The sequence below is a fragment of the Sporosarcina sp. P16b genome, assembly GCF_002743065.1.
Lineage (GTDB): Bacteria > Bacillota > Bacilli > Bacillales_A > Planococcaceae > Sporosarcina.
On sequence record NZ_PDYO01000001.1, the window covers coordinates 123,311 to 147,905 of the forward strand.

The 24,595-nt window shown below is 42.2% G+C and carries 23 protein-coding genes; 21 read left to right on the plus strand and 2 right to left on the minus strand.

Annotated elements, in window-relative coordinates; translation table 11 throughout:
• Genes CSV77_RS00630 through pyrE form a run of 7 tightly spaced genes read left to right on the plus strand, consistent with a single transcriptional unit; the run spans position 1 to position 8,591 of the window.
• Positions 1 to 1,278, plus strand: coding sequence for a dihydroorotase (locus tag CSV77_RS00630; protein WP_099671930.1), 1,278 nt, complete (start codon positions 1 to 3; stop codon positions 1,276 to 1,278).
• Positions 1,278 to 2,378, plus strand: coding sequence for a carbamoyl phosphate synthase small subunit (locus tag CSV77_RS00635; protein ID WP_099671931.1), 1,101 nt, complete (start codon positions 1,278 to 1,280; stop codon positions 2,376 to 2,378). Before CSV77_RS00630 ends, CSV77_RS00635 begins: the two co-directional genes overlap by 1 nt.
• On the plus strand, positions 2,371 to 5,568 hold the full coding sequence (gene carB, locus CSV77_RS00640; protein WP_099671932.1) for a carbamoyl-phosphate synthase large subunit: 3,198 nt from the start codon (positions 2,371 to 2,373) through the stop codon (positions 5,566 to 5,568). Before CSV77_RS00635 ends, carB begins: the two co-directional genes overlap by 8 nt.
• Positions 5,565 to 6,344, plus strand: coding sequence for a dihydroorotate dehydrogenase electron transfer subunit (locus tag CSV77_RS00645; protein WP_099671933.1), 780 nt, complete (start codon positions 5,565 to 5,567; stop codon positions 6,342 to 6,344). The genes carB and CSV77_RS00645 overlap by 4 nt, the downstream gene beginning before the upstream one ends.
• A complete protein-coding gene (locus CSV77_RS00650) occupies positions 6,341 to 7,255 on the plus strand; it encodes a dihydroorotate dehydrogenase (RefSeq protein WP_099635918.1) in 915 nt (304 codons plus the stop codon). Before CSV77_RS00645 ends, CSV77_RS00650 begins: the two co-directional genes overlap by 4 nt.
• On the plus strand, positions 7,252 to 7,965 hold the full coding sequence (gene pyrF / locus CSV77_RS00655) for an orotidine-5'-phosphate decarboxylase (protein ID WP_099671934.1): 714 nt from the start codon (positions 7,252 to 7,254) through the stop codon (positions 7,963 to 7,965). Before CSV77_RS00650 ends, pyrF begins: the two co-directional genes overlap by 4 nt.
• Entirely contained in the window at positions 7,962 to 8,591 is a 630-nt protein-coding gene (gene pyrE / locus CSV77_RS00660; protein WP_099671935.1) for an orotate phosphoribosyltransferase, read from the plus strand. Before pyrF ends, pyrE begins: the two co-directional genes overlap by 4 nt.
• 326 nt (positions 8,592 to 8,917) lie before the next feature.
• Here pyrE and CSV77_RS00665 read toward each other — a convergent pair whose 3' ends face one another.
• Complete coding sequence (locus CSV77_RS00665; protein ID WP_099671936.1) at positions 8,918 to 10,603, minus strand: Rqc2 family fibronectin-binding protein; 1,686 nt, start codon at positions 10,601 to 10,603, stop codon at positions 8,918 to 8,920.
• A 364-nt stretch (positions 10,604 to 10,967) separates the two neighbouring features.
• Between CSV77_RS00665 and gmk the strand changes: the two genes are divergently transcribed.
• From gmk to spoVM, 13 genes are all read left to right on the plus strand, one after another.
• Positions 10,968 to 11,585, plus strand: coding sequence for a guanylate kinase (gmk, locus tag CSV77_RS00670; protein ID WP_099630873.1), 618 nt, complete (start codon positions 10,968 to 10,970; stop codon positions 11,583 to 11,585).
• A gap of 3 nt (positions 11,586 to 11,588) precedes the next feature.
• On the plus strand, positions 11,589 to 11,813 hold the full coding sequence (gene rpoZ, locus CSV77_RS00675) for a DNA-directed RNA polymerase subunit omega (RefSeq protein ID WP_099671937.1): 225 nt from the start codon (positions 11,589 to 11,591) through the stop codon (positions 11,811 to 11,813).
• 77 nt (positions 11,814 to 11,890) lie between these two features.
• Positions 11,891 to 13,111 carry a bifunctional phosphopantothenoylcysteine decarboxylase/phosphopantothenate--cysteine ligase CoaBC gene (coaBC, locus tag CSV77_RS00680; RefSeq protein WP_099671938.1) on the plus strand — a complete coding sequence of 407 codons (1,221 nt, stop codon included), beginning with the start codon at positions 11,891 to 11,893 and terminating at the stop codon, positions 13,109 to 13,111.
• A complete protein-coding gene (priA, locus tag CSV77_RS00685; protein ID WP_099671939.1) occupies positions 13,101 to 15,509 on the plus strand; it encodes a primosomal protein N' in 2,409 nt (802 codons plus the stop codon). Before coaBC ends, priA begins: the two co-directional genes overlap by 11 nt.
• A gap of 29 nt (positions 15,510 to 15,538) precedes the next feature.
• Positions 15,539 to 16,024 (plus strand): peptide deformylase, encoded by a 486-nt coding sequence (gene def, locus CSV77_RS00690; RefSeq protein ID WP_099671940.1) that lies wholly within the window; start codon positions 15,539 to 15,541, stop codon positions 16,022 to 16,024.
• Positions 16,021 to 16,959, plus strand: a complete 939-nt coding sequence (gene fmt, locus CSV77_RS00695; protein ID WP_099671941.1) for a methionyl-tRNA formyltransferase — start codon at positions 16,021 to 16,023, stop codon at positions 16,957 to 16,959. Before def ends, fmt begins: the two co-directional genes overlap by 4 nt.
• On the plus strand, positions 16,956 to 18,296 hold the full coding sequence (gene rsmB / locus CSV77_RS00700; protein WP_099671942.1) for a 16S rRNA (cytosine(967)-C(5))-methyltransferase RsmB: 1,341 nt from the start codon (positions 16,956 to 16,958) through the stop codon (positions 18,294 to 18,296). The genes fmt and rsmB overlap by 4 nt, the downstream gene beginning before the upstream one ends.
• A gap of 28 nt (positions 18,297 to 18,324) precedes the next feature.
• Complete coding sequence (locus CSV77_RS00705; RefSeq protein ID WP_099630880.1) at positions 18,325 to 19,083, plus strand: Stp1/IreP family PP2C-type Ser/Thr phosphatase; 759 nt, start codon at positions 18,325 to 18,327, stop codon at positions 19,081 to 19,083.
• Complete coding sequence (pknB, locus tag CSV77_RS00710; protein WP_099671943.1) at positions 19,080 to 21,074, plus strand: Stk1 family PASTA domain-containing Ser/Thr kinase; 1,995 nt, start codon at positions 19,080 to 19,082, stop codon at positions 21,072 to 21,074. The genes CSV77_RS00705 and pknB overlap by 4 nt, the downstream gene beginning before the upstream one ends.
• A gap of 12 nt (positions 21,075 to 21,086) precedes the next feature.
• The gene (gene rsgA, locus CSV77_RS00715) at positions 21,087 to 21,968 is read left to right on the plus strand and encodes a ribosome small subunit-dependent GTPase A (RefSeq protein ID WP_099671944.1); all 882 of its coding nucleotides are present in this window, start codon (positions 21,087 to 21,089) and stop codon (positions 21,966 to 21,968) included.
• Between the two features lie 2 nt (positions 21,969 to 21,970).
• The gene (gene rpe / locus CSV77_RS00720; RefSeq protein ID WP_099631027.1) at positions 21,971 to 22,639 is read left to right on the plus strand and encodes a ribulose-phosphate 3-epimerase; all 669 of its coding nucleotides are present in this window, start codon (positions 21,971 to 21,973) and stop codon (positions 22,637 to 22,639) included.
• The gene (locus CSV77_RS00725) at positions 22,636 to 23,289 is read left to right on the plus strand and encodes a thiamine diphosphokinase (RefSeq protein ID WP_099671945.1); all 654 of its coding nucleotides are present in this window, start codon (positions 22,636 to 22,638) and stop codon (positions 23,287 to 23,289) included. Before rpe ends, CSV77_RS00725 begins: the two co-directional genes overlap by 4 nt.
• A 15-nt stretch (positions 23,290 to 23,304) precedes the next feature.
• The gene (gene spoVM, locus CSV77_RS00730; RefSeq protein WP_099630884.1) at positions 23,305 to 23,466 is read left to right on the plus strand and encodes a stage V sporulation protein SpoVM; all 162 of its coding nucleotides are present in this window, start codon (positions 23,305 to 23,307) and stop codon (positions 23,464 to 23,466) included.
• 351 nt (positions 23,467 to 23,817) lie between these two features.
• Here spoVM and rpmB read toward each other — a convergent pair whose 3' ends face one another.
• Positions 23,818 to 24,006 (minus strand): 50S ribosomal protein L28, encoded by a 189-nt coding sequence (gene rpmB / locus CSV77_RS00735; protein WP_029052334.1) that lies wholly within the window; start codon positions 24,004 to 24,006, stop codon positions 23,818 to 23,820.
• A gap of 214 nt (positions 24,007 to 24,220) precedes the next feature.
• Here rpmB and CSV77_RS00740 point away from each other — a divergent pair, with 214 nt between their 5' ends.
• Positions 24,221 to 24,583, plus strand: a complete 363-nt coding sequence (locus CSV77_RS00740) for an Asp23/Gls24 family envelope stress response protein (protein ID WP_099630885.1) — start codon at positions 24,221 to 24,223, stop codon at positions 24,581 to 24,583.
• Positions 24,584 to 24,595 lie beyond the last annotated feature (12 nt).

Consider the following 24,595-nt stretch of genomic DNA (forward strand, 5'->3'; position numbering starts at 1 on the left):
ATGAACACGTTAATTCAACAAGTGCAAATGGTAAACGAGGAAGGCCAGATCGTCGAAACGGACATTAAAATTGCAGACGGAAAGATTTTGGAAATTGGTAATCAACTAGGTACAGCCGGATGTGAAGTAATTGAAGGAAAAGGGTTACTTGTATCACCAGGGTTCATCGATGTACACGTTCATTTGCGCGAGCCGGGTGGAGAACATAAAGAAACAATTGAAACAGGTACCCATTCAGCAGCAAAAGGCGGATATACAACCATTTGTCCAATGCCGAATACACGTCCAGTACCAGACACAAAAGAAAATCTTGAAAAAATCAACACATTAATTAAAGATCATGCTAAGATTCGTGTGCTCCCTTATGCGTCCATCACCATCAGAGAAGCGGGAAAAGAACGTACCAATCTGTCTGAATTAAAAGAACACGGCGCATTTGCGTTCACGGACGATGGCGTAGGTGTACAAGAAGCTGGCATGATGTATGAAGCAATGCAAGAAGCAGCGAAGATCGATATGGCTATTGTGGCACACTGCGAAGACAACACACTAATCTATGGTGGGGCAATGCATGAAGGGAAACGTAATAAAGAACTTGGCCTACCAGGAATTCCTTCTATTGCAGAATCCGTACATATTGCACGAGATATTTTACTAGCAGAAGCGGCAGGCGCACATTACCACGTTTGTCATGTTAGCACGAAAGAATCAGTTCGCGTAATCCGTGACGCAAAAAAAGCTGGTATTCATGTGACAGCAGAAGTCAGCCCCCACCATTTGTTATTAACAGAAGATGATGTACCCGGAGACGATGCGGACTGGAAGATGAATCCGCCACTACGCGCCATCGAAGACCGCGATGCATTACATGAAGGCTTGATGGATGGGACATTGGACTGTATCGCAACCGATCACGCACCGCATACAGCAGATGAAAAAGCAGTAGGTATTGCAAAAGCACCATTCGGCATCACAGGATTAGAAACAGCATATCCCTTACTATATACAAACTTCGTAAAGCCAGGATATTGGACACTCAAACAACTTCTTGACTGGATGACAGTAAAACCTGCGGAAGTGTTCAACTTGCCATACGGTAAGCTTCAAGTAGGAGCTGAAGCAGATCTCGTATTACTGGATCTAGAAAAGCAACAAAAAATCGACCGTACGACATTCGTTTCAAAAGGTAAGAACACACCATTTGACGGAGTAGAATGCGCTGGATGGCCTGTAATGACAATTTTCGGTGGGAACATCGTATGGAAGGATGGTCAATGATGACAAAAAGATACTTAGTATTGGAAGACGGTTCCATTTTTGAAGGAAAAGCATTCGGAGCAGAAAATGCTTCGATAGGGGAAACTGTATTTGCAACAGGTATGACAGGCTATCAGGAGACAATTTCAAGTCCTTCAGGTTGTGGACAAATTATCGTAATGACGTATCCATTGATCGGTAACTACGGAATTAACCGAGACGATTATGAATCTATCGACTTAGCAATCAACGGATTAGTCGTTAGAGAGCTAACAGAAGAGCCTTCAAATTTCCGGAGCGGCATGTCACTAGGAGACTTGTTAATATTAAAAGGAATCCCAGGTATCCAGGAGATTGATACTCGTAAACTAACGCGTCTATTACGTGAAAAAGGTGCGCTACGCGGTAAATTAACAGCTGCAGGAGAAGAGATCGATACCGATTCAACTGTTGCAGAACTTCAACAATACGAACTGCCAAAAGATTTGGTTGCGAAAGTATCTACAAAACGTCCATATCCATCCCCAGGCTTAGGTAAGCGTGTCGTCGTTATTGACTATGGCATTAAACATGGCATTTTACGCGAATTAAATAAAAAAGATTGCGATGTCATCGTTGTACCTTATGATATATCGGCAAAAGAAATATTAGCATTGTTCCCAGATGGTATTTTATTATCAAATGGACCAGGAAACCCTGAGGATGTAGAAGGGGCAGTCGAAACTATCAAAGAATTACTAGGCAAGAAGCCTATCTTCGGTATCGGACTTGGTCATCAATTATTCGCACTAGCATGCGGTGCTAAAACGGCGAAGATGAAGAACAGTCATATTGGCGGCAACTATCCAGTAAAAGACTTGATTACGAATCGTACCGATCTCACATCACAAAGTCATGGATATGAAGTACTTGAAGACTCTTTAGCAGGAACGGGTCTCGAAGTGACACATATTGCATTGAATGATAAGTGTATTGAAGGGCTTCGAAGTGAGAAGCTAGAAGCATTTACTGTTCAGTTCCACCCGGAAGCTTCACCAGGGCCACAAGATTCTAGCTATATATTCGAACGTTTTATTCAATTGATGACTGCAAGCAACCGAAAGGAGAATACTAATGCCTAAACGTACTGACATAAAATCTATCCTCGTGATTGGTTCAGGTCCGATTGTAATTGGACAAGCAGCAGAATTTGACTATGCAGGTACACAAGCCTGTTTATCTCTTAAAGAAGAAGGATACCGAGTTATTCTTATCAACTCTAACCCTGCAACCATTATGACTGACACAGAAATGGCAGATAAAGTATATATCGAGCCCATCACACTTGAATTCGTTAGCCGCATCATCCGTAAAGAACGCCCGGATGCACTACTTGCGACGTTAGGCGGACAAACTGGTTTAAACATGGCTATTGAATTACATGAATCAGGGATCCTAGACGAATTAGGAATTGAGATTTTGGGTACTAAGCTGGATGCGATTCATAAAGCGGAAGACCGTGATTTGTTCCGTACATTAATGAATGAAATGGGTGAACCTGTTCCAGACAGTGAGATTATCCATAATATTGATGAAGCTTATGCATTCGTCAAGGAGATTGGTTATCCAGTGATCGTTCGTCCTGCATTCACGTTAGGTGGAACAGGCGGGGGAATTTGTCATAATGATGAAGATTTAGAAGAAATCGTAGCAAGTGGTTTGAAATATAGCCCAGTTACACAGTGTCTTCTAGAAAAATCCATTGCAGGCTTCAAGGAAATCGAATATGAGGTAATGCGTGACTCAGCAGATAATGCAATTGTCGTTTGTAATATGGAGAACGTCGATGCTGTCGGTATTCATACAGGAGATTCTATTGTAACGGCGCCATGCCAAACATTGACAGACCGTGAAAACCAGATGCTCCGTAACGTATCGTTGAACATCATTCGCGAGTTAAAAATCGAAGGTGGCTGTAACGTACAGCTGGCACTTGATCCACATAGCTTTGATTATTACATTATTGAAGTGAACCCACGTGTTAGTCGTTCATCTGCATTAGCTTCGAAAGCAACGGGTTATCCAATTGCAAAACTAGCGGCGAAAATTGCTGTCGGATTGACGTTGGATGAAATGATGAATCCGGTAACAGGTAATACGTATGCTTGCTTTGAGCCGACACTGGACTATGTAGTCACTAAAATTCCACGTTGGCCTTTCGATAAGTTTGAATCAGCGAAGCGTAACTTGGGTACACAGATGAAAGCGACAGGTGAAGTAATGGCGATGGGCCGTACATTTGAAGAGTCCATCATGAAAGCTGTTCGTTCATTAGAAACAGGTCAATTCGATTTGTCACTTCCAGGCGGTGGTGAGATGTCTGATGAATGGATCGAACAACGAATTCGCAAAGCAGGCGACGAGCGTCTATTCTTCATTGGAGAAGCATTACGTCGCGATGTAACAATTGAAACATTACACGAATGGAGTGCAATTGATTTATTCTTCTTGCGTAAATTCGAAAACATTGTACGTTACGAAGAGATATTGAAAGATAATCCATACGATAAAGCCATTGGTTATAAAGCAAAACGTCTTGGATTCCCGGACAATACGATTGCTAAGCTATGGAAGACAACAGAACGTGAAGTATACGACTGGAGACAAGAACAAGGGCTAGTTCCTGTCTATAAGAAAGTGGATACTTGCGCTGGGGAATATGAATCGGATACCCCGTACTTTTATGGTACGTACGAAGACGAAAATGAATCTGTAAGAACGGATAAGAAGAGCGTGATTGTTTTAGGTTCAGGTCCAATCCGAATTGGGCAAGGTGTAGAGTTCGACTATGCGACAGTGCATTGTGTATGGGCTATACAACAAACAGGTTATGAAGCGATCATCGTCAATAACAATCCTGAAACTGTTTCGACCGACTTCTCTATCTCCGATAAGTTATACTTCGAACCGTTAACAATTGAAGACGTCATGCATATCGTGGATCTTGAGCAACCAGAAGGCGTCATCGTACAGTTCGGTGGCCAGACAGCGATCAACTTGGCTGATGAATTGGAAGCACGCGGAGTAAAAATTCTTGGTACATCACTTGAAGATATTGACCGTGCGGAAAATCGTGATAAATTTGAGAGTGCTTTGCATGAAATTGGTGTGCCACAACCACTTGGAAAGACCGCTTTATCAGTTCCAGAAGCAGTCGTTATTGCAAAAGAAATTGGCTATCCAGTCTTAGTCCGCCCGTCATATGTACTAGGTGGCCGTGCAATGGAAATCGTCTACTATGAAGAGGAATTACTTCAATACATGGAGAACGCGGTAAAAGCTAGTCCTGAACATCCGGTATTGATCGACCGTTACTTAACAGGAACGGAAATTGAAGTCGATGCAATTTGCGACGGTGAAACAGTTTTGATTCCTGGCATCATGGAGCATATCGAACGTGCAGGCGTTCACTCAGGTGACTCAATTGCAGTCTATCCTCCGCAAAACCTTTCACAGTCCATGATCGAAACGATTGCTGACTATACGAAACGTTTGGCTCTTGGGCTTAAAATTCGTGGTTTAATGAATATCCAGTTCGTTATTTCGGAAGGACAGGTGTATGTAATCGAAGTGAACCCGCGTTCTAGCCGTACAGTTCCATTCTTAAGTAAAATCACGAATATCCCGATGGCAAATGTCGCAACTCAAGCTATCTTGGGGAAATCCATCTTAGAACAAGGCTATACCGACGGACTTGCAGAAGCACCAGCAGGCGTCTATGTCAAAGTACCGGTCTTCTCTTTCGCAAAACTTCGTCGTGTAGACATTACACTCGGGCCTGAAATGAAATCAACAGGTGAAGTTATGGGTAAAGATATAACATTGGAGAAAGCATTGTATAAAGGCTTAGTAGCAGCTGGAATGGAAGTAAAAGAATACGGTACCGTGTTAATGACAGTTTCCGATAAAGATAAAGAAGAAATTGTAGATATTGCAAAACGTTTCATTGAAACTGGATATCGTATAGTGGCAACAGAAGGTACTGCTAAAGTACTCGAGGCAGAAAATATTGAAGTGAAAACAGTAGGTAAAATTGGCACAGAAGGTCCGACGTTGATCGATGTGATCCAAAAAGGACAAGCACAATTGGTCATCAACACATTGACTAAAGGAAAACAACCCGCACGAGATGGCTTTAGAATTCGCCGCGAAACAGTGGAGAATGGTGTTCCTTGTTTAACTTCGATTGATACAGCTGCCGCGATGTTATCCGTTATCGAGTCCATGACATTCCAGACGGATGCAATGCCACAGCCGCAGGTGGTTCAATGATCATCCAAGACTTGATGACCGTCGAATCGCAACAGGAAATCGCGAAAAACATTTTCGAGATGAAGTTAACAGGCAAGTTGGTCGGAGAAATTACTTCTCCGGGCCAGTTTGTCCATATCCGAGTGTCGGATTCATTTGAACCATTATTGCGACGTCCAATTTCAGTTGCTGAAATTAATCCCGAGAAAAATGAAATGACCATCATTTATCGCGCAGAGGGTCGAGGTACATCGCTCTTATCTGAAAAACGTGAGGGAGATACAGTAAATGTACTAGGACCTCTAGGAAATGGCTTCCCAATTGAAGAAACATCGGCTGGTCAAACAGCTGTATTGATTGGTGGCGGGATCGGTGTGCCTCCACTCTATGAATTGTCAAAACAGCTAACAGCAAAAGGCGTGAAGTGCATTCATATACTTGGTTTCGAATCGGATCAAGTAGTTTTCTATGAAGAAGAATTTGCTGCTTTAGGCGAAACATATATAGCAACAGTGGATGGCAGTAACGGTACACAAGGATTTGTTACGAACGTCATGAGTGAATTATCTCATGACTTCGAAACGTTTTATAGTTGTGGACCTATGCCGATGCTTGATGCCGTACAAAAAGCGTATGTGCATAAAAAAGGATTCTTATCTTTTGAACAACGTATGGGTTGCGGTATTGGTGCTTGTTTTGCTTGCGTCTGTCATACGAATGAAAATGCGACAGATCAGGCATATGTCAAAGTATGTTCAGATGGACCAGTATTTCCAGCAGGGGTGGTGCAGATATGAATAGATTAGCGGTGACATTGCCAGGACTCGAATTGAAAAATCCCATTATGCCTGCATCTGGCTGTTTCGGTTTTGGTAAGGAGTACGGTAATCTGTACGATTTGTCCCAGCTCGGAGCTATCATGATTAAAGCGACAACGGAAGAAATGCGTTATGGTAACCCTACACCACGTGTAGCTGAAACTTCTTCAGGGATGTTAAATGCTATCGGTCTTCAAAACCCTGGGCTTCAAGGCGTGTTGACTAATGAATTACCATGGTTAGAGAAATTCGATGTTCCAATTATTGCGAACGTTGCGGGATCTGAAACTGCAGATTACGTTGAAGTGGCGAAACAAATTTCAAAAGCATCAAACGTGCATGCGCTCGAATTGAATATCTCCTGTCCAAACGTCAAATGTGGCGGGATCCTGTTTGGAACGGATCCTGAAATAGCAAAAGAACTGACAGCGGCTGTAAAAGCTGTTTCATCTGTTCCTGTGTATGTGAAACTATCACCGAATGTCACGGATATTAAAGCGATGGCATTGGCGGTAGAAGCAGGCGGAGCAGATGGAATTACGATGATTAATACATTGGTTGGCATGCGTCTAGATGAAAAAACAGGTAAGCCGGTGATTGCGAATAAAACAGGCGGCTTATCTGGACCTGCAATTAAGCCAGTTGCGATTCGCATGGTCTATGAAGTAAGCCAAGTGGTTAATATTCCAATCATTGGAATGGGTGGCGTAACATGTGTACAAGATGTTGTGGACTTTATGTCTGCCGGCGCAAGTGCAGTAGCAGTAGGTACAGCGAACTTCGTTGACCCATTTATTTGTCCAACAATAATCGAGCAACTACCTGCTAAATTGGATGAACTTGGAATCGATCATATTTCTGAATTAGTTGGAAGGAGCCATCGTGTATGAACCACTCCCCAATTATTGCATTAGATTTTGATTCAGCTGAAAAGACATTCGATTTCTTACAAGCCTTTGATCACTCAGTCAATGTCAAAGTAGGAATGGAATTGTACTATAAAGAAGGCCCCGCTATGATTGCACGATTGAAAGAAGAGGGATATTCCATCTTTTTAGATTTGAAATTGCATGATATCCCGAATACGGTAAAATCAGCAATGAAAGTATTGGCTTCACTTGAAGTGGATATGGTCAACGTCCATGCGGCTGGCGGGAAGACAATGATGGAAGCGGCACTTGAAGGACTTGACGCTGGAACTGCTGTGGGAGTTCAGCGTCCTGCATTAATTGCTGTGACTCAACTGACGTCAACAGATGAACGACAAGTGAACGAAGAACAATTAATTCGTGTACCGCTTCGTGAATCTGTGGAGCATTACGCAAAATTGGCTTCATCCGCACAGTTGGACGGCGTGGTTTGTTCAGTACAGGAAGCGAAAATTATTGAAGAAGTATGCGGCAAGGATTTCTTCAAAGTGACACCTGGCATTCGCTTGGCACAAGGTGATGTCCACGATCAGAAGCGCGTGGCCACCCCAGCAAAAGCAAGGCAGGAAGGCTCTACACATATAGTAGTGGGCCGTGCCATTACAGGAGCCGATAATCCGCTTGAAGCATATCAACATGTAAAGACATTGTGGGAGGGAACGACATCATGACGAGAGAAAAAGAAGTTGCACAAATCCTGTTAAATGTAGGAGCAGTAGCAATTAATCCAGAAGAGCCGTTCATTTGGGCCTCTGGGATCGAGTCACCTATCTACTGTGATAACCGCTTGACAATGGCAGATCCGGTAGGGCGTAAAGAAATTGCTGAAGGGCTTGCGGCATTGATCCGCGTTCATTATCCTGAAACTACTGTAATTGCAGGAACGGCGACGGCAGGCATCCCCCACGCAGCGTGGGTTGCAGATATTCTGAAATTGCCTATGGTTTATATCCGATCTACAGCTAAAGCACATGGCAAGAGCCGTCAAATCGAGGGGAAAATCGAGGCGAATGCGAAGGCTGTTATTATTGAAGATTTAATCTCGACTGGTGGAAGTAGCTTAAATGCAGCGAATGCATTGATTGCAGAGGACGTGGAAGTATGTGGGATCGTCTCGATCTTTACATATGAGTTGCAAAAGGCTGACGAAAAGTTTGCGGAAGCGAAACTTTCTTATCATAGCTTGACAAACTTTGCGGCACTTGCTGAAGTAGCGAAGGAAGAAGGCGCGGTTAAGGAAGAGTCTATGAATGAATTGATGGAATGGCATACGAAGTTGAAGCTTGGCACGCTGTAAGTAAATAAATAAAAACGGTTCCCGCAATGGGAGCCGTTTTGCTTTCTAGAAGAAAGAGTGGTGAGTGGGTGGGCAACGTTGATCGACGTTCCAGGCGGATGCTTTCCTGCGGGAAGTGCCGTCACGTAGAACGGCTTTTGCGAGTAAAAGTGTAGTGATAGGAGCACATCTTTGCACTCGCCGCCTTCCACTTACGATCAACTGGTGTCATCTTTTAATGTGGAACGATGATGCATTTTTAAAGAAAAAAAGACAGAATAGAAACCTATAATAAAAGGAATTCACTTCTGTCTTAAGATGTTCAAAACATATAGCCATACAGTGCATTATTTCCGTAATTTACGTACTAAATCTTCGTCAGGTGTAACGAACACAGTTTTCTGTTCAAAGTAAATGACGAAGCCTGGTTTTGCTCCTGAAGGCTTTTTAACATGACGAATTTGCGTATAATCGACTGGGACGGAAGATGATTCCCGGGCTTTGCTGAAGTATGCAGAGAGTGCGGCTGCTTCTTCAATTGTTTGGGCGTCTGGATCGGTGTCGTGAATGACGACGTGTGAGCCTGGTATGTCTTTTGTGTGAAGCCATATGTGATCCCGAGCGGCAAGTTTGAATGTCAGGTAGTCGTTTTGTTTGTTATTTTTCCCTACTGAGATCGGAATACCAGTGGAAGAAACGAATGCTTCCGGTTTTGGTTTCTGTAGTTTTACTTTCTTTTTATTTCTACGAGCACGCATGAACCCAAGTTCTACCAATTCTTGACGAATTTCTTCAATATCGATTGGTGAAGCTTGATATACTTGCTGTCTGACCATTTCGAAGTATTCGATGTCGTCTTTAGTTTTTTCAAGCTGTTCTGCAATTCGAATCAGTGCTGTTTTTGCTTTTGAGTAACGCGAGAAGTAGCGTTGTGCGTTATCAATTGGTGATTTTCTTGGATCGAGTGGAATTGTGACGGTTGTGCCTTGTTCATAATAATTCTCTACAGTCACTTCTTTATCGCCTTTATGCAGCATGTAGCTGTTCGCAGTCAATAATTCACCGTATAATTTCAATGTATCCAAGTCTTGCGCTGTCTCTTGTTCTTTTTGAAGTTTCTTTGTTTTGTTTTCCAATTTGGCAATCTCATTTGATAACCAACGCTCTAGATCGATAGCTTGGGATTTTACGCGTTCTCGTTCTGCCCTAGCAAAATAGACTTTGTCCAGCAAGTCACCTAAAGTGGAGAACGATTGAGTGATTCCTTGTGCATGGGTTAATGCAGTTGCGGAAAACAAAGTTTTTCTATCGTTTTCCACGGTAGTGGGTTTCATTGTACGTAAGCTGAAACTCTCAAGAAATGATCGCCACACAGTAAATGATTGATTATCATCCTGTAAACGATATAGCAATTCCGCAGCTGTTAATGGGGAAAAGCCTGCGAAATGCTGTACTATATCCTTTGGTTCTTGTAAAGCACCTACTATTGTATTGAATTCCGTTTCGGTTACTTCAAACGGATCTACTTTATCTTGTGGTGGTGCTGGAATATAAGGCTGTCCAGGTAAAACAGTCCGGTAACTATTAACGGAAGGCGGTAAATGTTTCATACTGTCAATAATCATATCTCGTGAAGCGTCGAGTAAAATTAAGTTACTGTGTCGCCCCATGATTTCAATGACTATCTTCCGTTCGATTTGGTCCCCTAATTCGTTTCGAGCCTGGACGTGAATATTCACAATCCGGTCATTCTCATGCTGTTCAATTGATGTAATCATTCCACCTTCAAGTTGCTTGCGTAATACCATACAGAACAACGGTGGCTCGGAAGGATTCGTTAACACTTCATCAGTCAACTGTAATCGTGAAAATGAAGGGTGTAGCGATACTAATAATTTATGATTTTTATTATTAGCTCGGACTTGAAAAATGATTTCCTGTGAATTCGGCTGATGAATCTTCGAAATCCGCCCCGTCTTCAGTTGCTGCAATTCGCTTACTATTGCTTTTGTAAATAAACCATCAAATGCCATACGGATTCCTCTTTCATATCGTTTTGTTCCATTTTAGCACTCATCGTATGATTATGGTATAATATGAACAGATTGCACACATGGGCCTACGTAGTCTAATCAGACAATTTTGTATTAATACTTCTTTCAATTTTAAAAATATAGGATATCTAGTTGATTTTCGTTTCAGGCGGGCGACTCCTGCGGGAATAGCATGAGCCTTGAGACCCCGCAGGTAGCGAAGCGGACGAGGAGGCTCAAGCCATGCCCGCGGAAAGCGTCCCACCTGGAACGGAAATCAACGGTGCTATCTGCTTTAATTGTCTGGTGTATAGGTTATAGTTAGGTATGACGTGCTAATGAATACATAACAAAGAGGGATTACATGTACAAACATCGAGGACTCCTAATCGTCCTTTCTGGTCCATCCGGCGTCGGAAAAGGAACCGTACGAAAAGAATTATTTACAAGTCCGGACACCAACTACGAATACTCCATATCCATGACTACTAGAAACCCGCGCGAAGGTGAAGTTGACGGCGTTGACTATTTCTTCCGATCAAAAGAAGTATTTGAAGAAATGATTGGAGAAGGAAAGCTTCTCGAATATGCAGAATATGTAGGGAACTACTACGGAACTCCACTCGATTACGTTAACGCAACGCTCGATGCTGGTCGTGACGTATTCCTTGAAATTGAAGTAGTCGGTGCTGCCCAAGTGCGTGAAAAAGTACCAAACGGCCTATTTATTTTCTTAGCACCTCCAAGTTTAAGTGATCTAGAAACTCGTTTGATTGGAAGAGGTACGGAAGCTTCTGACATCATTGCAGACCGTGTATTAAAAGCAAGAGAAGAACTCGAAATGATGCATCTGTATGATTATGTAGTAGAGAACGACGAGGTCTCCAAAGCATGTGATCGAATCAATGCAATTGTTACGGCAGAGCATTGCAGAAGAGAACGTGTGGAAATGAGATACTTACAAATGTTGGAGGGAGAATAAACTATGTTATATCCATCAGTTGATTCACTAAAAGGAAAAGTTGATTCTAAATACACTCTGGTTACACTGGCAGCTAAGCGCGCACGTGAACTACAAGAAAAACAGAACGAATCACTTCATTCATACCGGTCAGTAAAAAGTGTTGGCAGGGCTCTTGAAGAAGTGGCAGCGGGCGTCTTAATCAACGTAGCAGCAGATGAATCAATTATTTATGAAGACGAAGTTTGATTTGAAATAAAAAACAACTCCCTTGGAATTCAACCGTTCTCAGGGAGTTTATTATTTTTAGAAAGGACGAGAGTTCCATGAAGATAGATAATAAAAACATTTTACTCTGCGTAACAGGTGGTATTGCGGTTTATAAAGCTGTTGCACTCGTCAGCAAATTAAGTCAGGCAGGCGCGAATGTAAAAGTTGTGATGACTGATTCTGCGAAAGAATTTGTTCAGCCATTATCCTTTCAAGTCATGTCAAGAAACGATGTGTATTTTGATACATTTGATGAAAAAGATTCCCGTGTCATTGCGCATATTGATTTAGCAGACTGGGCAGATTTAGTAGTCGTTGCGCCTGCAACAGCTAACGTAATTGGCAAGCTTGCACACGGAATTGCAGATGATATGGTGACGACTATTTTACTTGCAACACAAGCAGACGTTTGGATTGCGCCCGCAATGAATGTACATATGTATGCCCATCCTGCTGTCATGCGTAATATAGATCAATTGCATAGGGATGGCTATCAGTTTATCGAACCGTCAGAAGGTTTTTTAGCTTGCGGTTATGTGGGTAAGGGGCGTTTAGAAGAGCCCGAAAAAATTACGGAGTTAATTTGCAAGCATTTTAATGAAGGATCTTACCAACCTTTACGTGGTAAAAAAGTTGTGATTACAGCTGGTCCGACTCGTGAACGTATAGATCCTGTCCGCTATGTATCTAATTTTTCAAGTGGCAAAATGGGCTACGCAATGGCGGAGGCAGCACAGAAGCTGGGTGCACATACTGTACTTATTTCAGGACCGGTCGAGCTATCGGTTCCATCAGGCGTCCATGTGATCCATGTAGAAAGTGCTGCTGAAATGTTCGATGCTGTAATCAGTCAGTATGATGATGCGTCCATTGTAGTAAAATCGGCAGCTGTTGCAGATTATCGACCGAAAAACATACATGATCAAAAAATGAAGAAAAAAGATGGCGATGATGTACTGGAATTAGAGCGGACGATTGACATCCTAAAAACACTTGGAAAACGCAAAGAAAATCAATTGCTAATTGGCTTTGCAGCTGAAACGACGGATGCGATTGCCTACGGACAGAAAAAATTAGAATCTAAAAATCTAGATTATATTATCGTCAATGATGTCACGGATCCTGGTGGCGGATTTGGCAGTGAAACAAATGTTGTGACATTGATTTCTAGAGAAGGAGAAACTATTCCTTTTGCCGCCATGCCAAAAACTCAACTGGCCGAACGGTTATTTGAAACCATCCTTCAGCATGAAAGTAGTAAACTGCATGATTGCTGAAGTCATTGTAGATGTAGCGGCCTATCCGATTGACCGGCCATTTGATTATGTAGTACCTATCGATTGGGAACATGTGATGGAGCCAGGTTTACGGGTAAAAGTACCTTTTGGTCCACGAAAAGTAGCAGGCTATGTGACGGGTATCAAAGGAGAAAGCCAACTAGACCAAAATAAAATTAAACCGCTCGCGGAGATTATAGATTTGGAGCCAGTGCTGTCTGCGGAATTATTAGCTTTGTCGAAATGGTTGGCAACGGAAACGATCGCCTATGAAATCGATGCACTGCAAGTCATGTTACCTGCAGCTATGCGTGCTAAATATGAAAAGATTATGACTGTCATCAAACCAGATGAGCTTGATGAATCATTCCGCGCGTTTTTAGGCAATCGCAAACAAATCACCTTAAAAGCACTTCAAGATGCGAATTTATTAAATGAAGTAAAGAAATATAATAAACTAGGAATTGTCGAAATTGATACGGCGATCAAACAGAAAACCAAAATGAAAAAAGTGCGAATGATTCATGTGCCGGATACGAGACAACTTGAAATGGCGTTAGAAGAAGTACATCCAAATGCAAAAAAACAACAAGAACTACTTCGTTGGCTGTTGCAGCATCCGACAGAAACTATAGAAGCGAGTAAAATCCTCGATGAATCCGGCGTTACAGCTACTGTGTTGAAATCACTTGTAGATAAAGAGATAGTAGAACAATCGCAAGTGGAAGTGTACCGAGAATTAGAAACACCCAAAATGCAAGATAGTGGCAAGCCGGAACAACTAACAGACGAACAGCAAGTAGCCCTTTCCGCTATTGAACAGTCGAGTGACAACAATATTCAGGAAACCTTTTTACTTCATGGTATTACAGGAAGTGGTAAGACGGAAGTTTATTTACAGGCTATCGATCACGTGTTGAAGCAAGGGAAAGAAGCGATTGTGCTAGTGCCTGAGATCGCATTGACACCTCAAATGACGGCTAGATTTAAAGGGCGGTTTGGAGAATTAGTTGCGGTTTTGCATAGCGGTTTATCTGCGGGCGAAAAGTATGATGAATGGCGCCGAATCCATCGTGGTGAAGTGAAAGTTGCAATTGGTGCACGTTCAGCAGTATTTGCTCCCTTCACGAATTTAGGATTATTGATTCTCGATGAAGAACACGAGACTACCTATAAACAGGAAGAGTCACCCAGGTATCATGCACGTGATGTAGCGATTTGGCGTGCTGAATACTATCAATGTCCTGTTATATTAGGAAGTGCGACACCGTCATTGGAGTCTTATGCTAGGGCTTCCAAAGGGGTGTATTCATTATTAACATTATCCAAACGAGCCAAAAACCAATCTTTGCCAAGTGTTGAAGTGGTAGATATGCGAGAAGAACTAAAAGTAGGAAACCGTTCGATGTTTTCTGTAGCGCTTGCTGAAGGGATTCGCGAACGATTAGCAAGGAAAGAACAAATTGTCCTGCTGCTTAATAAACGTGGGTTTTCGAGCTTCGTTCTCTGCCGTGATTGCGGAACAGTTGTCGAATGTCCAAACTGTGATATTTCATTGACGTACCACCGTGCCAGTGAAAGTTTAAAATGCCATTATTGTGGCCATGAAGAACGAGTACCTTCCGAATGTCCGGAATGTACAAGCGAGCATATTCGGTTCTTTGGAACAGGAACACAAAAAGCGCAAGAAGAATTATATAAATTGGTACCTGAAGCCCGCGTAATACGGATGGATATCGATACGACGAATACAAAAGGTGCCCATGAACGTTTGCTATATGATTTTGGTGAAGGAAAAGCAGATATTTTACTTGGAACACAAATGATAGCCAAAGGACTGGATTTTCCGCGTATAACTTTAGTAGGCGTATTGGCAGCTGACACATCTCTCCATTTGGCCGATTTCCGCGCTGCCGAGAAAACATTCCAATTATTGACGCAAGTGAGTGGGAGAGCTGGTCGTGATCAATTACCTGGTGAAGTAGTCATTCAGACATATGATCCTGAGCACTACGCGATTGAATTATCCAAAACACAAGATTTTGTACCTTTTTACGAAATGGAAATGGATAGAAGAAGACAACTTGGTTATCCACCGTACTATTACGTGACGGTTGTACAGTTTAGTCATGAAGATGTATTAAAAGCAGCTGACTATGCACACAAAGGCACTGAATTTATGGCGGAGCGACTATCACAAGGCACAGTCATCATTGGACCGACAGCAGCTGCTATCAGTCGTCTCAACAATAGATATCGATACCAATGTTTGATAAAATACAAACGTGAACCCGCACTTATACCGGTTCTGCAACAACTTTTGAAACACTACAAAACAAGTTGGGCAAAAGATGGCTTGGTCATGTCGATTAACCGTGAACCAACATCGATCTTTTGACCTTTCTACGAAGAAATGAGGAAATTATTTTGACTATATTAACTATCATTAAGCACCCATCATCTATTCTCACGACTCCATGTGAGGAAGTGACTGTATTTGATGATGAATTGGGTATCTTACTAGATAATATGCATGAAACGATGATTAAACATGACGGCGTGGGTATAGCTGCTCCACAAGTTGGTAAATCGATACGTGTGGCAATAGTAGACTTCGATGAAGGACAAGATATTATTGAAATGATCAATCCTGTCGTCACGGCAACTGGAGGATCTGAAGTGGAAGTAGAAGGATGCTTAAGTTTCCCTGGATTGTTCGGAGAAGTAGAGCGCCCTTTCCACGTAAGGATTGAAGCACAAGAACGTAGTGGTAAGTTATATGAATTAGAAGCAGAAGGCTATGAAGCGCGTGCAATCTTACATGAGATCGATCATTTGAACGGCGTTCTATTTGATAAGAAGATTCAACGTGTCGTTGATCCATCTGAATTCGAAGAGGAGGATGACGAATGACAAAAATCATTTTTATGGGGACGCCTGAATTTTCTGTAGGTGTTTTGAAGATGCTATATAATGAGGGATATGAGATTCTTGCCGTCGTGACACAACCGGATCGTCCCGTTGGTCGTAAGCGCGTGTTGACTCCACCTCCTGTAAAGGAAGAGGCGGTGCGTTTAGGACTTCCTATCATTCAGCCTGAGAAGCTAAAAGGCTCCGCAGAGTTGCAGGAAATCCTCGAACTACAACCTGATTTAATAGTAACCGCTGCATTCGGTCAATTGCTTCCGAATGATCTTCTCGAGGCGCCTAAACTCGGTTGTATAAATGTTCATGCTTCTTTATTACCTAACTATCGTGGAGGCGCACCGATTCACCAGGCTGTTATCGATGGCAAAAAGGAAACGGGTGTCACGATCATGTACATGGCGGAAAAACTGGATGCAGGTGATATCATTTCACAAGTTACCACTCCAATTGATGAAACAGATGATACGGGAACGATGTTTGCAAAACTATCTGTAGCAGGAACAACATTATTAAAAGAAACATTACCATCGATCATTGAAGGCACGAATGAGCGTATAGTACAGGATGAGACGCAAGTAACGTTTGCTAGAAACATCTCGAGAGAACAGGAACGAATTAATTGGACAAGCTCAGCTAGATCCATCTATAACCAAGTACGGGGGTTGCACCCTTGGCCTGTCGCCTATACAAAGTTTGCTGGTGATCAAGTGAAAATTTGGTGGACCCAGTTGGAAGAACAAGTTTCAGATGCACAACCTGGAGAAATCATCGGTTTGGAAAAGGACCGTATTATTGTGCAGACAGGTGAAGGAGCATTAGCAATTACCGATTTACAACCAGCAGGAAAAAAACGAATGACAGCTACCGTATTCTTAAATGGAATCGGATCCAAATGGCAAGTGGGAGACACGTTTGAATGACAAATTATAAAAAGAAAATTTGGCGCGGTAATGTACGTGACGCGGCATTATCCATGTTGATGCAAATTGAAGAAGAGCAAGCGTATAGTAATTTATTGCTTCATAAAACGATTGAAATTTATGATCTTCAACCAAAAGACCGTGCGTTATTGACGGAACTAACTTACGGTACATTACAACAACAAATGACACTGGATTATTATTTAGCACCATTTGTTAGAGGGAAACTACAACCATGGGTACGACAGCTACTTCGTCTGTCCGTTTATCAAATCATTTACTTATCTAAAATTCCTGAGCACGCCGTTGTCAATGAAGCAGTGAAAATTGCGAATAAGCGTGGACACAAAGGTGTTTCATCCATGGTCAATGGTATATTGCGCTCGATTTTGCGTGAAGGCGTACCTTCTTTAGATGAAATAGAAGACCCTGTTACTCGTTTATCTATAGAGACAAGTCACCCTGAATGGTTGATCCGAAGATGGATTGAGCAATACGGCATGGAAGAAGCAACCGCTGCGGCAGTTGTCAATAATCAGCCACCCATCACGACTGCTCGAATCAATAGAACGAAAACCAATATAGGGGAAGTAATCGGCTTGCTGAAAAAAGAAGGGATTACTGCAATAGCTGGCACTCTTTCTGACAGCAGTGTTCAAGTAGAGTCAGGTAATCTCGCTTCCACAGAAGTGTTTAAACAAGGTTTGCTGACCATTCAAGACGAGAGTTCTATGCTTCCGGCTATCGCATTACAAGTGGAGCCAGGTATGCGTGTACTGGATATGTGTGCGGCTCCCGGCGGCAAGACCACACATATTGCAGAACGTATGAAAAACGATGGGGAAATTCAAGCACATGATCTGCACCCCCATAAATTACGATTAATTGAACAAAATGCAGAGCGTCTCGGGTTGACTTCCATTCATACAAATAGTGGGGATAGCCGAGAGTTATTGAAAACATATGAACCTCAATCTTTCGACAGGGTGTTAGTAGATGCGCCGTGTAGCGGGCTAGGGGTTATTCGCAGAAAGCCTGAAATTAAATATAAAAAAACTTTACAAGATATTGAAAATCTGACAGTCATTCAAAAAGAACTACTTGAAGTTGCCTGTCAGTTGGTCAAAAAAGACGGACTTTTAGTATACAGTACATGCACGATTGATAAGTCAGAAAATGAAGAGATAGTGGAATGGTTCTTGAGAGAGCAACCAGACTTTGCACTCGTCCCGCACCATATTCAGGAAGATGACAATGAACCTCAATATTTACAAATATTACCACACGACCATCAAACTGACGGTTTCTTTGTAGCGACGTTACAAAGAATTCACTAACCTGACCAATTGGAATGGAGGGTAGCCTATGGAATATGAAATACGGTCAGACACAGGACGAAAGCGAACTGTCAATGAAGATGAAGCCGCCGTATTCGTTCATCCTGAAATGCAGACGGTACTTGCAGTCATTGCTGATGGAATGGGCGGTCATAAAGGCGGAGATTATGCCAGTTCCACAGCGGTGCGTATGATAGGCGAGCGGTTCATGTCCGCCGACGAAGAAGTCGTAACAAAGCAGGATTGGATTGACTTGTTGTATGATGCGGTGGTCGATATTAACCAGTTATTGTATACAACTGCCCAAGCAGATGCCACGTATAAAGGCATGGGTACTACGCTAGACCTTGCACTAATATTGGATGATCACTGTGTAGTTTTTCATGTGGGCGACAGCCGAATTTATCAAGTGACAGGCAAAGCGATTCGCCAAATAACAAAGGATCATTCTTTTGTTAATGTGTTGATTGATAGCGGAGAAATTACGGAACAAGAAGCCGAAGTCCATCCGCAACGGAATTGGATTATGAAAGCGGTCGGTTCAGAGAAATCTATTGTACCTGATCGCTACTCATTTTCATTATTGTCACAGTCGTATGTATTACTTTGTACAGATGGTTTAAGCAATAAAGTCGAAAAGGAAACTATGCTCGATATTATGTCGAAGCAAAGTTCTTTAGCAGACAAAGCAGATGAGTTCATTGCCTTGGCGAACCAGCGTGGTGGGGAAGACAATATTACAGTAATATTGCTGGCTATACCTGAAATTGAGGTGACTCCGGTATGATTGGAAAACGAATCGGTAAGCGATACGAAATTATTCGGGTGATCGGTGATGGAGGTATGTCCAGAGTTTACATGGCGCATGATATCATTCTCGACCGCGATGTAGCAATCAAGGTATTGCATTATGATTTTTCCAATGAAGATGAATTGAAAAAACGGTTTCAGCGCGAAGCACTTTCTGCTACGAGCCTGACACATCCCAATATTGTAAATATTTTCGATGTCGGTCAAGAAGACGAACTCCATTACTTAGTGATGGAATACATAGCCGGCAAAACACTAAAAGACTATATCCATACCCACGGCGCATTATCGGCGGACCATGCTGTATCTATTATGAAGCAGCTTGTATCTGCCATATCACACGCTCATCATAACGGTATTATTCATCGAGATATTAAACCTCAAAATATTTTGATGAACGGTGAAGATGACGTGAAAATAACAGACTTTGGAATTGCCATGGCTTTAAATTCAACGGCACATACGAAGACAAACTCTGTTATTGGAACTGTCCATTATCTGTCTCCTGAACAAGCCAGAGGCGGTATGGCTACGAAACGATCAGATATCTATTCACTCGGTATTGTATTTTATGAATTACTGACAGGGGAATTGCCGTTTTCAGCGGAGACAGCGGTAGCGATTGCATTAAAGCACTTGCAAGAAGAAACACCATCCGTCCGTGAACAGTATCCTGAAATACCTCAAAGTGTAGAAAACGTCATTTTAAAGGCAACAGCTAAAGATTCATTCTATCGCTACACGACTGCAGATGAAATGTATGATGATTTACTAACTGTTTTATCTCCAGAACGATTGAATGAAAGCAAGTTTGCCTTGCCGTTTGATGATGATAAGACAATGGCTATTCCTGTTATTAAAGACGTTGCGAAATCCGCTGTTGTGGAAGACACAATGAAAATAGATTCTGTAAAACCCGAATTAGTAGCACCTGTGAAAAAGAAAAAGAAGAAATGGCCGTATGTATTAGTAAGTAGTATTCTGCTACTTGCGTTACTGGTATTCTTTTTGGTTATGATGATGAAACCAAAAGAGATTATCGTACCTAAAGTAGTAGGGGAAGAAGAGCTTGTTGCGACAGAGATACTCGAAAAAGAGGGCTTTGTTATAGATGAGCGTTTTGAAGAGACGTCCGACGAGTACACAGCAGGACAAGTCATTAAAACAGTACCTCAAGCGGGAAAGAAACGTAAAGAAGGAGACGGTGTGAAATTATTTATTAGCGCTGGGAAAGATCCTATGGTACTTAGTGATTATACGGGCCGTAACTTTGAAGCGACTAAACGCTTTTTAGATGGCTACGGATTTTTACCTATTGAATCAGTTGAAGTCTATTCGGATGAGCCAAAAGGAACGATTCTTAGCCAGCAACCTGAAGCGGATCAGTCTGTTATCCCTGAGGAAACAGAGTTAATCTTCACTGTAAGTAAAGGCAAAGAGTTGCAATCTCTTGATGATTTATCGGGTATGTCTGCAAAACAACTAGAAGAGTATGCGAAGAAATCCGGCCTGAAAATTCACATCGTAAGTGAGGAACATTCAGATAAAGTGGATAAAGGATATGTCGTTTCTCAGAAACCTTCCAAAGGGGAAAAAATGGAGAAAGGGGAACGGGTGGATGTCGTAGTTTCGAAAGGGCCTGCATCCAAGCCGATTAAATTGTTGGTGAAGACCGTGATGATCCCGTATGACGATCCTGAAGAATCAACGGATGAAGATGATGGAGATGAAATAGATTCAGAAACAGAAACGAAACCTCAATTGGAGCCGATTCCTCAGAAAGTCCAGATTTATATACAGGATCGCACACACACGATGAATGATCCTGTCGAGGAATTTGAGATTACAGAAGATACGACACGTAAGTTTACAATCGAACTTCTTGAAGGCGAGCGCGGAGGATATAAAATCATGCGTGATCAAACGGTGATTGAAGAAGATAAATTCAACTATACAGATTTAGAATAGAGGAGGAGTTCGATGGCTGAAGGCCAAATTCGTAAAGCAATCAGTGGCTTTTATTACGTAGAACATAATGGGAATTTAATTCAATGTAAAAGCCGGGGCGTTTTTCGATTAAAGAAAATTAATCCCTTGGTAGGAGACTTCGTTACGTATGTACCTGACGGAGCCAATGATGCGACGATTACAGATGTCCATGAGAGGAAAAGCGAGTTAGTCAGACCGCCCATTGCCAATGTAGATCAAGTATTACTGGTCTTTTCGGTCGTGGAACCCAATATGAGTCTTCGTTTACTCGATCGTTTCTTGACAGTCATTGAATCACATCAATTAGAACCAATCTTGTATATTTCTAAAGAAGATATCGCCAACCCTAATACACTAGAAGAAAATGAAAAAAATCTCGCGTATTATCAACGTATCGGTTATACCGTTTTGCGTAATGTGGAGAACAAGCATTCATTACTCGAAACACTTCGCCCGTATTTTAGTGGTAAAACTACTGTACTAGCAGGTCAGTCCGGGGTGGGCAAATCCACGTTATTAAATACGTTATTACCTGAATTGCAACTAAAAACCGGTGTGATCTCCGACGCGCTTGGACGGGGAAAACACACTACACGCCATGTAGAGTTATTGGAAGTGGCGGATGGCTTGGTAGCCGATACACCTGGGTTTAGCTCTCTCGATTTTGAACATATCGAAAAAGAAGAACTGCGGGATTATTTTGTGGAGATCTCAGAAGCGGGTGAAGGTTGTAAATTTAGAGGATGTCTTCATGTCAAAGAACCGGGTTGTGCAGTTAAAGCACAAGTAGAAAAAGGAATCATTTTGGAAGGTCGCTACGAAAATTACTTACTGTTCTTGCAAGAAATTACGGATAGAAAGCCGAGGTATTGATTATGATAAAAATTGCACCATCTATTTTAGCCGCAGACTTTGCTAGACTTGGTGAAGAAGTGAAAGAAGTAGAAAAAGCAGGAGCTGAATTAATTCACATCGATGTAATGGACGGACATTTCGTACCGAATATCACGATGGGTCCCATTGTCGTCGAAGCGTTGCGACCATTGACGGAGTTACCGCTAGATGTCCATCTGATGATTGAAAATCCAGATGCTTATATCGAGGACTTTGCGGCAGCGGGTGCAGATTATATTACTGTACACGTAGAAGCATGTCCTCACTTGCATAGAACACTCCAATTGATTAAATCGACAGGTGCGAAACCGGGTGTAGTATTGAATCCTCATACACCGGTTGAACAAATCATGCATGTCCTTGAGGATATTGATATGGTATTGTTCATGACAGTCAATCCAGGTTTTGGTGGACAGTCGTTTATTCATTCCGTCTTACCAAAAGTGAAGCAACTCTCCGATATTATCAAAGAACGAAATCTTTCTATTGAAATCGAGATTGATGGGGGTATCAACGAAGAAACAATAAAACCTTGTGTGGAAGCGGGTGCGACTATTTTTGTTGCAGGTTCAGCAATCTATGGGAAAGAAGACCGGGCAAAAGCACTCCAAGCTATTAAATCAGCAGGTGAGAGTGTGATGGTGAAATGAAGTATGCTATCGTGTGTGCAGCAGGCCCTATAGAGGAAGTGGTTGACTTAGCTGAATACGTTCAAGAAGATACTGTGTACATCGGTGTAGATCGCGGTGCTTTGTATTTATTGGAAAAAGGCATTCAGCCCAATGAAGCAGTTGGCGACTTCGATTCTGTGACGGAAGAACAGTTAAAACAAATCAATTCGAACGTAGAAATTGTCCATCGTGCGAATGAAGACAAAGATGAGACAGACACAGAACTAGCTGTACAGCGAGCGCTTGCATATGAACCTGATTATATTATTTTGACCGGCGTGACAGGTGGTCGCTTGGATCACTTACAGTCTGCTTTGCATTTATTGTATCGCATGCAAGCGGAAAATCGTAAAGTGAAATTCAAGATACACAATACTACGAATGATATCCGTGTCATGCTTCCTGGCGTGAGACGTGTAAAGAAAGACGCGCGCTATCCATACACTTCCTTTTTCTCGTTTGGCCCCGTCGTGACAGGGTTGACGTTGACAGGATTCAAATATGAAACGGTGAATGAACGATTAGAAATGGGGGTAACACGTTTTACAAGTAATGAAACAGTGGCGGATGTTTGTACTATCTCTTTCCGTGAAGGCATATGCTTAATGGTAAGGAGTTCAGATTCCTGAAAGGAGTTGGGGGATTTGCGAGTATACACATTCACGCTTCCGAAGTTTGTCAGTAACATTGTAAGAAAGTGCGCAGTAGCTTTCCAAAAGGACAGCCGTACAAAAACAACCGTTGCTGCCAATCCAAAAGCCACCAAGACAAAAAAACGCAAAAAAGAAAAATCACAAAGCGCCTAAGAAGGTGCTTTGTGTTTTTTCTTTTTTAGGGAAGCAAAAAAGCGCCTTTATGGCAATTCCTCCAACATCTGTCGAGGCTACCCAGGCGCTTTCAGCTTTAGATTACATCTAGCTTCAGACGGCAACCGCTCGGAACACTTCGGGCTAGAGGATAAAGGCAAAAACCGCCTTTTTCTTCTAGCCCTCCAGTGTCTGACGCGGCTAAGCGCCGTCTTCAGCTTTAGATTACATCTAGCCTCAAGCGCCAGCCTCTCGGAATGTTTCGAAATTACCAGAAAGGCAAAAAAGCGCCTTTATGGTAATTCCTCCAACATCTGTCGAGGCTACCCAGGCGCTTTCAGCTTTAGATTATTATACTCGTTGTACTTTGCCTGATTTCAAAGCTCTTGCAGATACCCAAACGCGTTTAGGTTTGCCATCGATTAGGATTCTAACTTTTTGAAGGTTAGCGCCCCAAGTGCGCTTGCTAGAGTTCAAAGCGTGAGAACGAGTGTTTCCAGAACGAGCTTTACGTCCAGTAATAACACATTGTTTAGCCATTTTAGTTCCTCCTCGTGAATTTATTTAGCGATTCACGTTACAATTCGCATACCATAGTACTTTATCATAAGCTTCGTATCGATGCAACAATTTTTTTTGCTACTTTCAAGGTTTTTTCCTTTACACTATATTTTAACGGTTTCAATACTTTCATTCCTGATGAATTCCCGTATAATGTACGTATGATGTGTCTAGAGATGGGAGGAGAAGAGGAATGTCAATCGAACTGAGAAATGAGCATGGTACGATAGATATTACAAATGATGTAATTGCGCAAGTGGTCGGAGAGGCTGCGGTCGAGTGTTATGGAATTGTGGGGATGGCTTCTCAGCACCAAATTCGCGATGGGCTTACAGAAATTCTTCGCAAAGAAAACTATTCTCGTGGCGTGATTGTTCGTAACGAGGGAGATGCATTCCATATCGATATCTACGTCATCATGAGCTATGGCACGAAAATTACTGAAGTGGCCTATCAAGTACAATCAAAAGTGCAATATATAGTGAAAACCACGTTAGGTTTATCAGTAAGTTCAATAAATATTTTTGTTCAGGGAGTTCGTGTAACGAACGTGTAAAAGGAGGCCTTT

Coding starts and splice junctions, on each gene's coding strand:
- CSV77_RS00630 (WP_099671930.1), top strand. CDS start 1: ATGAACACGTTAATTCAACAAGTGCAAATGGTAAACGAGGAAGGCCAG.
- CSV77_RS00635 (WP_099671931.1), top strand. CDS start 1,278: ATGACAAAAAGATACTTAGTATTGGAAGACGGTTCCATTTTTGAAGGA.
- carB (WP_099671932.1), top strand. CDS start 2,371: ATGCCTAAACGTACTGACATAAAATCTATCCTCGTGATTGGTTCAGGT.
- CSV77_RS00645 (WP_099671933.1), top strand. CDS start 5,565: ATGATCATCCAAGACTTGATGACCGTCGAATCGCAACAGGAAATCGCG.
- CSV77_RS00650 (WP_099635918.1), top strand. CDS start 6,341: ATGAATAGATTAGCGGTGACATTGCCAGGACTCGAATTGAAAAATCCC.
- pyrF (WP_099671934.1), top strand. CDS start 7,252: ATGAACCACTCCCCAATTATTGCATTAGATTTTGATTCAGCTGAAAAG.
- pyrE (WP_099671935.1), top strand. CDS start 7,962: ATGACGAGAGAAAAAGAAGTTGCACAAATCCTGTTAAATGTAGGAGCA.
- CSV77_RS00665 (WP_099671936.1), bottom strand. CDS start 10,603: ATGGCATTTGATGGTTTATTTACAAAAGCAATAGTAAGCGAATTGCAG.
- gmk (WP_099630873.1), top strand. CDS start 10,968: ATGTACAAACATCGAGGACTCCTAATCGTCCTTTCTGGTCCATCCGGC.
- rpoZ (WP_099671937.1), top strand. CDS start 11,589: ATGTTATATCCATCAGTTGATTCACTAAAAGGAAAAGTTGATTCTAAA.
- coaBC (WP_099671938.1), top strand. CDS start 11,891: ATGAAGATAGATAATAAAAACATTTTACTCTGCGTAACAGGTGGTATT.
- priA (WP_099671939.1), top strand. CDS start 13,101: ATGATTGCTGAAGTCATTGTAGATGTAGCGGCCTATCCGATTGACCGG.
- fmt (WP_099671941.1), top strand. CDS start 16,021: ATGACAAAAATCATTTTTATGGGGACGCCTGAATTTTCTGTAGGTGTT.
- rsmB (WP_099671942.1), top strand. CDS start 16,956: ATGACAAATTATAAAAAGAAAATTTGGCGCGGTAATGTACGTGACGCG.
- CSV77_RS00705 (WP_099630880.1), top strand. CDS start 18,325: ATGGAATATGAAATACGGTCAGACACAGGACGAAAGCGAACTGTCAAT.
- pknB (WP_099671943.1), top strand. CDS start 19,080: ATGATTGGAAAACGAATCGGTAAGCGATACGAAATTATTCGGGTGATC.
- rsgA (WP_099671944.1), top strand. CDS start 21,087: ATGGCTGAAGGCCAAATTCGTAAAGCAATCAGTGGCTTTTATTACGTA.
- rpe (WP_099631027.1), top strand. CDS start 21,971: ATGATAAAAATTGCACCATCTATTTTAGCCGCAGACTTTGCTAGACTT.
- CSV77_RS00725 (WP_099671945.1), top strand. CDS start 22,636: ATGAAGTATGCTATCGTGTGTGCAGCAGGCCCTATAGAGGAAGTGGTT.
- rpmB (WP_029052334.1), bottom strand. CDS start 24,006: ATGGCTAAACAATGTGTTATTACTGGACGTAAAGCTCGTTCTGGAAAC.
- CSV77_RS00740 (WP_099630885.1), top strand. CDS start 24,221: ATGTCAATCGAACTGAGAAATGAGCATGGTACGATAGATATTACAAAT.